This is a genomic window from Pantoea sp. K16 (assembly GCF_048452805.1).
GTDB lineage: Bacteria > Pseudomonadota > Gammaproteobacteria > Enterobacterales > Enterobacteriaceae > Pantoea > Pantoea agglomerans.
In genome coordinates, this window is the sequence record NZ_JBLWNV010000005.1 from 89,546 (window position 1) to 101,606 (window position 12,061).

General features: G+C 55.8%; 4 protein-coding genes. 2 read left to right on the forward strand and 2 right to left on the reverse strand.

Translation table 11 applies throughout. From position 1 onward, the window contains the following. Positions 1 to 245 precede the first annotated feature (245 nt). Positions 246 to 1,667: a GGDEF domain-containing protein gene (locus ACK13D_RS08085; protein ID WP_060681123.1), complete on the forward strand. Its 1,422-nt coding sequence runs from the start codon at positions 246 to 248 to the stop codon at positions 1,665 to 1,667. A 20-nt stretch (positions 1,668 to 1,687) separates the two neighbouring features. Here ACK13D_RS08085 and ddlA read toward each other — a convergent pair whose 3' ends face one another. Then, entirely contained in the window at positions 1,688 to 2,785 is a 1,098-nt protein-coding gene (gene ddlA / locus ACK13D_RS08090) for a D-alanine--D-alanine ligase (RefSeq protein ID WP_418796101.1), read from the reverse strand. 225 nt (positions 2,786 to 3,010) lie between these two features. After that, a complete protein-coding gene (locus ACK13D_RS08095; RefSeq protein ID WP_418796103.1) occupies positions 3,011 to 11,596 on the reverse strand; it encodes a GH36-type glycosyl hydrolase domain-containing protein in 8,586 nt (2,861 codons plus the stop codon). Positions 11,597 to 11,904: 308 nt separating this feature from the next. Here ACK13D_RS08095 and ACK13D_RS08100 point away from each other — a divergent pair, with 308 nt between their 5' ends. Further along, the gene (locus ACK13D_RS08100) at positions 11,905 to 12,060 is read left to right on the forward strand and encodes a YnfU family zinc-binding protein (protein ID WP_216844881.1); all 156 of its coding nucleotides are present in this window, start codon (positions 11,905 to 11,907) and stop codon (positions 12,058 to 12,060) included. The last annotated feature ends 1 nt before the right edge of the window (position 12,061 follow it).

Below are 12,061 nucleotides of genomic sequence, written 5' to 3' on the forward strand. Positions count from 1 at the left end.
CAGAACAGCAAAAATCGGATATCTCGGATATCCGATTTTTTTATTTGCGATGCATAATAGAGCCCCAGTTTTTGCTGTCATCTGATGGGTTTAGCCTCAAAACGGTAACTTTTCTGAGTTAGCCCATGAAACGAGGTTTTATCGCCGGATGACATTGAGGATATTCAGGATTTAATCATTCTGACACCACGCGCCTGTCCAGGCTGGCGTGGACAGCCAGCCTCTCTGTGACAAGGTCCGGATGTATGCGCATACAGCTGTTTGAAGAGCACAACGTTAAGAAGAACGCATTTTCACTGTTTTTAATCACGTTGCTGTTTTGCTTTATCGGCGGACACCTGCGCTTTCCACAGGAGCTGTCGCTGTTCTGGCCGGTCAATGCGATCGTCACTGGCGTGATCGTCCGGAATCCTTTTCTGCATCAGACCCGCTATTACCTGGCCACCTTTGCTGCGATGGTGTTTAACGACACCGTTTTTTCAGGCTGGGCGCTCTCTGCTTTTACCCTCAACATGGCGAATCTTCTGTTTGTGCTGGTGGCGGTGACGCTGCTGGTAAAACATCTTCAGCACGACTCCGGCAGCGAGCGTATAACCAGCGTGCTGCGCATTTTTCCGGCCTGTCTGCTGGCCGGACTGGCCTGCGCCAGCTGGGGGGCGCTGGCGCAGCAGGCCGATTTTAACAGCGGGCTGGTGACGGCCTGGGGCGAATGGTTCAGCGAACAGTTCTCAACCGGGCTGATGCTGCTGCCCTTTTTGCTGACGCGCGACTGGGCGTCGCTGTCGCCCCGGCAGTTTATGCAGATGCGCAAGCTGGCACCGGTTGTCGCCGTGATTTTTTCGCTGATGATTGGCGCGATGATGGGCGGCGCAGGCAGCCTGACGTTCCCGGTTCCGGCGCTGGTCTGGTGCGCCATCGTGCTGCCGATGCCGCTCACCAGTCTGGTGATTTTGCTCACCGGCATTAGCGAAATCATTCTGGTTTCGCACGGTGTGATGAATATCCAGGGCGATGACAATATGCTGCCGATCACCCATCTGACTTCGGCACGGCTGGGCGTGGCGACCATTGCGATCAGCCCGCTGATTGTGGCGGTGAGCATGGATGCGATTCGCCAGCTCAACCAGCGTCTGGCGTTGCGCGCCAACTATGACTTCCTGACCCGGCTGCTGTCGCGGTCCGGCCTCTATGAAAGTCTGCGTGCTGAGCCGATCTTCCCGGACCGCCGGGCGGGCGTGATCCTGCTGGATGTCGACTACTTTAAAGCGATTAACGACAATTTTGGTCATGATGCGGGTGACAGCGTGCTGGAAGAGATCGCCCGCCGTATGCAGCGCGTTGTGGGTAAAGAGGGGCGCATCTGCCGTTTTGGCGGCGAAGAGTTTGCGGTGGTGCTGTTCGACCAGAATCCGGAAAAGCTCTATTTTCTTGCTGAGAGCATCCGGCAGAAGATGGCTAAAGAGAAGTTCTGGCTGCAGGGCAGTACGGCCACGGTAACCGTCAGTCTGGGGCTGGCGCATGGCAGTGCCGGTGAGGCGACGGAGTGGCACCGCGTGATCAACCGGCTGATCTCCGCAGCCGATAAAAATCTCTATCTGTCGAAACGCAATGGCCGCAATCAGACCTCGCCGGTTAACTACCGTGCCATCACCAGCGACGTGGCATAACGCCACGCCGCCGGGTTCTGTCAGCTGACGCTGCTTTTCAGAGTACTGGCCTGCTGGTGGCGTTCAATTGCCAGGTCGATCAGGCGACTGATCAGATCCTGATAGCTGAGTCCGGCTGCCTGCCACAGTTTCGGATACATGCTGATATTGGTGAAGCCGGGCAGGGTATTCACTTCGTTGACGATAATTTCGCCATCGGCAGTTAAAAACACATCGACGCGCGCCATGCCAAAGCACTCCAGCGCGGTAAAGGCTTTGATGGCAACCTCACGTATCGCATCGCTGGTTTCCGGTGAAATGGCTGCCGGGACCACCGTCTGCGCACCGCTCTCAGAGATATATTTGGTGTCATACGAGTAGAAGGCGTCATGCACCACCACTTCACCGCAGGGGCTGGCTTCAGGGGCATCGTTGCCCAGCACCGCACACTCGATCTCGCGACCTTTGATACCCTGTTCAATCAGCACCTTGCGGTCAAAGGAGAAGGCCAGCGCCAGCGCGGCATCAAACTCTTCAATGCTGTCCACTTTGCTGACGCCCACCGATGAACCCTGGTTGGCGGGTTTGATAAACAGCGGCAGGCCAAAGCGGGCAATGACTGCGCTGGCGTCCAGCTGTGCACGCTGGGCCTGGGTGACGCTCACCCACGGCGCGACGTTGAGGCCTGCGTCGCGCAGCAGGCGTTTGGTAAAATCTTTATCCATGCTGACCGCAGAGCCCAGCACGTCGGAACCGATAAAAGGTAACGAGGCCATACGCAACAGGCCCTGCAGGGAGCCATCTTCACCCAGCGTACCGTGCACGATAGGGAAAATAACGTCGATCTGCGACAGTGGATGGGCGTTATGACGGGTGATAATCTGCTGCTGAGTCGTGCCGGGCACCAGCGCCACATCTTCAGCGGCGTGATTCAGCGCGATCAGCGCCGGATTTTCAGCGTTAAGTAAGAAGTTTGAAGCATCGTTAAGACGCCAGTGTCCCTGCTTATCAATGCCCAGCAGCACCACGTCAAACCTGGTTTTGTCGATCGCCTCAAGGATATTTTTGGCCGACTGTAACGACACCTCATGCTCAGCCGATTTCCCGCCAAACACGATCCCTACCCGCAACTTTGTCATCAATTTTGCCCACTGAAAAAATCAAAACCACAAGATAGCATGGGCTTCGCGAGGGAAAACAGGGCAGGGCGACAGATAATTGTGGGCAGGCGATTAACCCTCGCCACTCACCAGAACGCTGCCGTTCAGCTCCCAGTGCTGACGCGGGTGGCAGCTCAACGGCCCGCTCGCAAAGGTCACTGAATCTCCTCTTTAACCTGATGCAGGCGGGGTGTCAGGTTTAACTTAACCTGATGCAGAGCCCAGCCTGACTTCAACCTGATGTTCCTGGCGATGGCTTTCCAGCGCTATTTCGTCACCGTCACACCGTTTGCCATCCAGCCACAGCTGATAGGTGCTGTCACCGCGAGTGACCCGGATGTTGTAGATCCCTTCCCCCTCACGGTAGACAATTTTTATCTCTGACCAGTCAGCGGGAAGCTGTGGCCGGACAGACAGCGCGTTGCCGCGCCGGGTTATCCCAAGCAGACTCTCACTGATAAGCTGATAGGTCCAGCCTGACGAGCCGGTATACCAGGTCCAGCCGCCTCGCCCGCTGTGGCCTTCGGCCGCATACACATCCGCAGCCATCACATAAGGCTCTGCTTTGTAGATCGCCATATCCTGTTGATTGCCACTATGATTAACCGGATTAATCATAGAGAGCAGGGACCAGGCGCGCTCTGTTTCACCCATCGCCGCAAAGGCCATAATCGCCCACAGAGCCCCATGGGTGTACTGACCGCCATTTTCCCTGACGCCCGGTAAATAACCGCGAATGTAGCCCGGATTTGGCCCTGCGCCATCGAAAGGCGGAGTGAGCAATTTAATCAGCCGGTTATCCTTATCAACCAGATGCTGATAAAGCGCCGCCATTGCTGACCGGCATCTGGCGTCCTCGCCTGCGCCAGAGAGTACCGACCAGCTCTGGGCAATGGCGTCTATCCGGCACTCACTGTCAGCATGTGAACCGAGCGTCTGGCCACTGTCAAAAAAGCCGCGCAGATACCATTCGCCATCCCAGGCCGCATGGTTAAGCGCGGTTTTGAGCGTCTGCGCGTGCTCCTGACAGTGGCGGGCGGTATCGGTATCGCCGAACCGCACAGCCAGCGCGGCAAAGCGGTCCAGAACCGTATAGAGGAAGAAGCCGAGCCAGACGCTTTCACCCTTGCCGGCAATCCCGACGGTACTCATACCATCGTTCCAGTCCCCTGAGCCCATCAGCGGGAGGCCGTGCTGACCGTAATTAAGGGCGTGGTTAACCGCGCGAACGCAGTGCTGCCATAGCGGTTCGTTAATCTTACTGACGCCCGGAAGCTCATAGACAGACTCTTCGTCCTCAGCCAGCAGGCGACCTTCAAGGTAGCTGACGGGCTGTGACAGCAGCGCAATATCATCGGTTGCCTGCACATAGCGGCACAGCGCATAAGGCAGCCACAGGTAGTCGTCGGAGCAGCGGGTTCTGACGCCGCGGCCAGCAGGCGGATGCCACCAGTGCTGTACATCTCCCTCGATAAACTGGCGGGATGCACACAACAACAGCTGATCGCGCAGGCGCTGAGGGGCAGCGTGGGTCAGCGCCAGCGTATCCTGCAACTGATCGCGGAAACCAAAGGCACCACCGGATTGGTAATATCCGCTGCGCGCCAGCAAACGGCTGGCCAGCGTCTGGTACAGCAGCCAGCTGTTTGCCAGTAAATCGACCTCCGCTGCCGGTGTCTGGATTTGCACTTTAGTCAGTAGCTGGTGCCAGTGCTGTTTAACTTTGGACAGCTCGTTCTGAGCCTCCCCGGTGGAGAGGAACTGCTGCATCAGCGCGGTCACTGCACTCTCATCCTCACCGACGCCAAGGGCAAAAACAAAGCTGCGGCTGTCGCCGTCAATCAGTGTCGTCAGCGTCTGCAGCGCGGCGCAGGGATCCATTCCTGCCCCGGTGTTACCCGACAGACCACGAACATTCATCATCGCGGGCTGCCGTGTGGTGCCGTTACGACCCAGACACTCAAGCCGGTTGCCGCTGTACGCAATCCGGGTACCTGTGACGGCAAAAAAAGCGGTCCTTGCAGAGCCCGTACTGTTATAAAAGTTTCTGGCCAGAACCGCGCTGCCTGTCGCGATAGCGGCAGGGGACGTCACCACATGCCTTGCGGAGCGGCTCGCCAGCTCACCCAGAACCCATTCGACGTATCCGGTAATCGACAGATTACGCGTTTTGCCAGAGAGGTTACTCAGCGTCAGCAGGGAAAGTCTGACCGGCGCCTCCTCTGCCACGAACACCGTTAACGTGCTGCTGATGCCATACTCCGTGTGTTCAAACGTGCTGTAACCGAAGCCATGACGGGTCAGATAATCGCCCTTGCCGCGAACCGGAAGCGGCGTGGGCGACCAGACATCACCCGTCTCTTCATCACGCAGATAAAGCGCTTCGCCAGAGCTGTCACTGACGGGGTCATTGTGCCAGGGCGTCAGACGATATTCATGCGCATTTTCATACCAGCTATAGCCCTGGCCACTCTCGGAAATGACGGTGCCCAACTGGCTGTTGGCCAGCACATTGCACCACGGCGCAGGTGTCTGCTGCTGGCCGGAAAGAATAATGTGATATTCGCTGCCGTCCTCGTTGAAGCCACCGGTGCCATTAAAAAACTGCAACCGCTCCGGCGAAAAGGTGACGGCTGCAGGCGGCGGCGTCTTACTGACCGATGGAAACGCAAAAGCAGGCGGGGTGCGCACCGGTTTTAACAGCGTGCTGAGCTGATCGGCGAGGCTGCCGTTCCGGCCTTCCAGCACGACCGCCGCGACGCTCAGCAACAGTTGCAGATCGTCAGCGGAAAAACTTTCGCTTTTGCGGATAAATATGCCGCCAGGTTTGTCCGCCTGCTGCCGTTCATCTCCGGCAGGGATCAGGGTCGTGAGCTGATTGAACAGGTTCTGCTGGTAGCCGCCCTGGTCGCTGTTCAGGATGAGCAGATCGACCGTCAGCCCTTTTTGTCGCCAGTACTGATGCGCCTGAATGAGGGTGGTGACCAGGTCGAGCTGATTAATGTTTTCTATCCGAACCAGAAGAATCGGCAGATCACCCGAAATCGCATGACGCCACAATGACTCCTGGCCCAGCCGGTTCTGCATCAGCGCGTCTGATTCGCCACGCATTTCGGCACTGAAAAACAGTACGGCACTGGCCAGCTGATTAAACAGGCTGGTATCTTCGGTGCGGATATTCAACTGACGCAAGGCGACCTGACTGTGGGACCACGCCAGTTCAAACACCCGATCGGCGCTGATGTGGTTACGGTACTTCTCAATCAGCGCAATAGTGGTGTCACGCTGAAGTGTCACACCGTAAAGCATATCGATGGTGACGGCCTCTCCCGCTTTTAACGTCACTGACTGGCGAATTGATAACACGGGATCTAACACCGCTCCCTGCTGACCCGTTAATTCACTGCCCGGCATCAGCGCCTGAGCATCGGCTGGCGTCCTGCCGCGCCCGAGAAAACGAGCCCGGTCGGTTTCAAAAGAGGTCTGGCGGCCGGTATTGCCATGTATCGCCATCGCGTGAAACATCCATGCCGTCACTTCTTTCTCTTCACGTGGTCGACGGTGAGCCAGAATCGCTTCCAGCCTGTCAACGATCTCAGTCTGGACGAACAGATTACTGAACGCAGGGTGGGCCATATCGCTGGCTGCTGGTGCCAGTACCACTTCGGTGTAGCTGGTGATATCAAACGGGCGGGTCTGACGGGAACGGTTAGTGACCGTGATGCGTCTGATCTCCACATCATCTTCCGGGGAGACCACGATATGCGTGTGAATGCTGAAAGTGGTGCCTGAAGCGTCAAACTCAATCCCGGCATCATTGAAACGGGTTTTATAATGCGGACGCTCGCAGCAGGTCGGCTGATAGCTGTGAGCAATCACTTCGGCGGATTGCTGATCGGTAACGTAACAGAACGTTCCGTAGTTGTTGCTGGTGCTATCCGCACGCCAGCGGGTGAGTGCCAGCCCCTTCCACTGGCTGTAGCCTGTCCCCGCGTGCGTCACCATCAGATGATAATCTGCATTGGAAAGCAGCTGCAGTTGTGGCTGGCGCGGATCTGAACCACTGAATTCACGCTGGTCGGGAATGCTGCGCTGCTGTTTAGGGTCACTGTTTTCGACAAAACTGCGGCGTGGGGTATAGAGCTCAATATCATCAGGCACTTTTTCCTGCAGCAGCAAACGCGAAGACTGAAACAGTGCGCTGGACATAAAGCGCGCGACCATGGGCGCATCCAGCAGCTGGTGAGAAAGCGCTAGCAATCCCATCGCCTGATGATGGGCCATATACGATTTGACGATCGAAAATGGCTGACCGGGAGCCAGTCGGTCCGCGGTGAAATCCAGCGCTTCGTAATAACCGTAGTCACCGCTGGCACCCATTTTTTTAAGTCTTATCAGATTAGCCGTCGCCTCCTGCGGCAGCACCATCAGCGCCAGCAGCGTCGCATAGGGCGCAACAACATGATTGTCATTCAGGCCGCGTTTCAGACCCAGTTCCGGCGTACCAAATGCCCGATACTGGTAGTTATGATTGACGTCAAACGCAGCGTAACCCGATTCCGAAACGCCCCAGGGCGTATTGGTGCTGTTACCCGAGGCTATCTGTTGCCTGACCGCCGATAACGCCATTTTTTCCAGCAGCGTGTCGGGGTAAACCGGCATGACCAGGTGCGGCATCAGGTATTCAAACATTGAGCCGCTCCATGACATCACGGCGGGCTGGTTATTCAGCTGAGTAAATAAGCGACCCAGCACAAACCAGCTCTTGGCCGGAAGCTGGCTGGTGGAGATAGCAAAGTAGTGCGTCAGGCGGACTTCTGAAGGGAAAAGGTCATATTTGCTGGCATCCAGCAGACCGCTGTCCATGTTATAGCCCACGCTGAGTAAAGACGTGGCCGGATAATAGAGAAAGCGGAAGTCCATACTGGCGTGATCGCTGAGGCGGCTGTCCAGCTCCAGCAGGGCAGCCATTCGTTCGCGGGCGGCCCATATCGCAGTCTCTGCCTGTTTTTCCGGGAGCCCGGGGCGGTTCAGGTTCAACTCAGCGAGCCACAGCAATGACGGAATGTCGGCAGGCAGTGGCGCATCCGGGGTAACCCAGCTGAAAAGGAGGGCCCACTCCTGAGTGAAATCGACCAGCTGCTGGTGGAAAAGCGCCGGCCAGTTTACCCGCGTTGTCGGAAGATAAGCCTGTTCTGCCAATACGCTTAATGCCAGCAGAGCCTGCATCCCGGCGTGAAAATCGGCGGGTGAAGCGCGCTGCATCAGGCTTAGCTTAGCTGCGATTTGTTCCACTATGTCGCTGCGGGTGTCGCTCAGTTGGTCTTTAAGCAGTGAGAAGGTATCGGAGAGACCTTCCAGGATACAGGGGAGAGACATCACCGGCTGGTATTTCCACTGCGCCAGGCCAGCCTGAAGGGTTACAAGGTGAGCCGCCATATTACCGCTGTCTACGGTTGAGACGTAGCGTGGGTTCAGCGGTTTTAACGTCTGGGTGTCATACCAGTTATAAAGATGTCCTCTGAAATGCTCCATTCGATCAAGGGTATCGAGGGTGTCGAGAGTCCGGCTGATGACCCGATTCTGGCTGATATAACCAAAATCCCAGGCCGTCAGGTTTGCCAGCAGCGACAGGCCAATGTTGGTCGGTGAGGTCCGGTTGGCCACCCGCGACTCCGGAATCTCCTGCAGATTATCCGGCGGCAAATGGTTGTTATCACTGCTGGCAAATTCGTTAAACCAGGCCCAGGTTCTACGCGCGGTGCGACGCAAAAAGATGCGCTGTTCCGCTGAAAGGCTGCCTGGCTGAGCGCGTTTGGGCTGGCTCATGCGGCTCAGTAACGCGGGGGCGACCGCCCACAATAAAGCGAGCGCCAGTGCGACATGCGTCATCGACGGCATGCTCAGGCTGGTCAGGAATACCAGAACCGCGCCTGCTACCGGATTAATCCACATGCGGCGGTAGAAATGGCGCACATCAGGCTCGACAGGTTTCAGTGATGAAGCGCTCTTCCACTCGTTCAGGTAGCGATGGCTGATAGTCAGGCGCCATAAGGTCACGATAATCGCCTTCAGCGACCAGTAACTTTCGTGTGGCAGGATGGCCAGCGCCAGGCCAGCGCGGGAGAGGCGGTTAAAGGCATCGGTGACCAGCATGGATAAATGCTGTCGCCAGGCACGCGTTTTACTTTTCGTCACCCCATCGATCACCAACGCTGGCAGTCCCGGAAGCAGCAGAAATAGCATGATGCACCCGACCCAGAATATTGGATTCGGTACTATCGTACACAGCATAAACACCAGCATCAGCAGGGCAGGCGCCACCAGGCTGCGGCGCAGATTGTCTGTTAATTTCCAGCGGGAAAGCGCACTGAGCGGGTTCTTTTGACGACTGCAATCTTCCTGCCGCACCTGCAGCCGTAGCCAGTTAAGGAGCTGCCAGTCGCCCCGCACCCAGCGAAATCGTCGGGCAACATCGCTCAGATAACTATCCGGATATTGTTCATACAGGACGACGTTACTGACCACACCGGAGCGGGCATAGCACCCCTCAAGCAGGTCATGGCTCAGCACCAGATTTTCCGGACAGGTATTGCGTATCGCCCGGCTAAAGGCAGCGACATCGTAAATACCCTTGCCGACAAATGAGCCTTCACCAAACAGATCCTGATAAATATCGGATGAGAGTGAGGAGTAAGCATCATTCCCCGGAATGCTGCTGCACAGCCGGGCATAGCGGCTCTGACCGTTAACCGGTATCTCTTCAGCCAGACGAGGCTGCAGGATGGCATAGCCTTCAACTACCCGATTTTTGACATCGTCGAATACCGGCGCATTGAGCGGGTGGGCCATGACGCCAATCAGCTTATGCGCAGTCTCACGCGGCAGTATTGTGTCGCTGTCGAGAGTAATCACATATTTAACGCTGTGCAGCTGCGTCTGCGTGGCACCTACCGTGACGCTGAAGGCGTTTTCTTCACCCTGAAGCCAGCGATTCAGGGCATGGATCTTACCGCGCTTGCGTTCATACCCCATCCAGACGCCCTGAGAAATATTATGGGTGCGGTCACGGTGTAACAGGGAGAAGAGCGCAATGTCCGATTTACCCCCGCTGTAGCGCCGATTCAGCGCTTCCGTTTTCAGCACGGCGTAACGGATAAGCGCGGCGTCATGATGATGGTCCTGTTCGGCGCTATCGGTAAAGTCGGTCAGTAACGCAAAACTGATATTCGTTAAGGCGTTACCGATATAGCAGATTTCCAGAGAGCGCAGCAGGGCGTCTGTTCCCTCATTGCTGCTGAGTAAACAGGGGATAACTACCAGTGTGCGGTCATGCTCCGGTACCGCCAGAGAATAATCGAGTCGGGGCAGGGGAAGGGGATGGCGGCTGCGGGTGGTTAACTCGCTCAGCAACTGCAAGGCTAGCTGGCTGCTGACAATGATGGCGGGCAGCACCAGCAACCAGAGTAATGACGCCATGCCCGCCTGATGGGTGCTGTAGAGCATCTCGGCGGTAAACGCGGTTGTCAGCAGTAAAAGGCTGCCTAACCAGGAGAGTAAAGGAGTCTGGCTCAGATGCTGCCGGCTCCTGTTCAGCCACGTCACCTTAACGTCAAGCTGCTGTTCCAGTTGCTGAAATCCTTTATCCAGCAGGTAATAGCCGACATGCTGCTGACGCAGGGGAAGATCAGGCTGGCTTGCCAGCGTCAGCACAGCCTGGGCGACTTCACGTTCATCAAAGCGACTGTGCCGTGCCAGACGTTCAATCACGTGGCGGTAGTCATCGCGACTGTCAAAATGCATCAGCGGGTATGTCCCGGTGGGATCCTGCTGCAGGACTTTCTCAACCAGGCTGACGGATTCGACAAAGGCCTGCCAGTCAATTTCGCCGAGTTGTCGCAGGCCGGTAATACTGTTGCTGACAGAGAGCTGACTCAGGGCCAGCTGCCGGTTGAACTGCTCAATGACTTCCGAGGTTTTCCGGCCGGTATTTTCCAGCTGTTGTTCGACCCAGGTTAACGCCAGAGTATTGTTCTGGCCACTTAATCGCCGTTCAAGTTCAGCGACGAAAGCGCCGGAAACCCGCGGGTTCTGGTGGGCCATATCAGCGATGACCAGAATAACTTTTGACGCATCTTCGGCGGCAGTGGAGAGGATATCGCTGATCCACTGCTCCGCTTTATTACGTTCCTGATGTACCCTGGCCACGTCAGCCGCAATCCGGGCCAGATTGTTGATAAGCGCAAACCGTAACATGGCAGGCATGGCCCACAGTTCGCCGAGCAGCAGGGGCGTAACGCGCTGGTAGGCAGCGATAAAAGGATGCAGGACGCTGGTTTCCAGTCGGCCATCACTGTGCTTAATCATCTCCTCGGCGATAGCCTGGATGCGCAGGTAATGAGCCGACTCCTCCAGCATGGGCAGTCCTTTACCAAATTTTGCCGGTAACAGGTGCCGGACCAGGCGGATCTGCTCTTCAATGATGTAAAAATTATCCAGTATCCAGACGGCCGCCGGTGTCTGGCTGCGCTTATCGCCTTCACTCAGGATCTCTGCGCTGCGCGTCAATGACAATTCATTATCTGCCAGCTGCTGCAACAGTCGGTAGGACCATTTTCCACCCGACAGATTATGCGTTTTCGCTAATTTTTCGCCGTAGTTATCCATTTGTTCAGCCGAAAAAATATCTGGCCGGTGGGCCTGATAAATACCTTCAGTCGGGAACAAAGGAAAATGCTCATCGGGTAATTCACTTTCCCGGCTGAACCACGTCGTCAGTTTTATTTTCACACTCATTTCCTTGCGCTTACGCAGCAGCTGGATCCGGAAAAAAAGAAAGGATGACAAAAAAGGAGCCAAAAGAAGGGCTGGAGGTGATAAACAGGTGTAGATGATATTGATTATAGTCCTGTTTCCGTTATTCGTAGCTATCCTGATTAACCGGCTGGCGTTCTCTTGTAGCGATAAAATAAAGTTAAAAAAAATAAACAGCTGCCTTCTCCTCACCTTAGCCCTGTTTAACATCAGAGCCGACAGATAAAAAAATTAATTTACCTGCACTGTGTTACGCTGATGGCAACATTTCAGAGGATAACGACATGACCTGGTTGAGCTTTCTCTTCGACGCGCTACATAGCAGCGAAACCAATACACAGTGTCCGGTGTGTAAAAAGTTTTCCAGACAGTCTGTAGCTAAAAAGAATAAAGGACAGGCAGTCTTATGCCCTCACTGTAAGTCATTGTATGTTATATAAA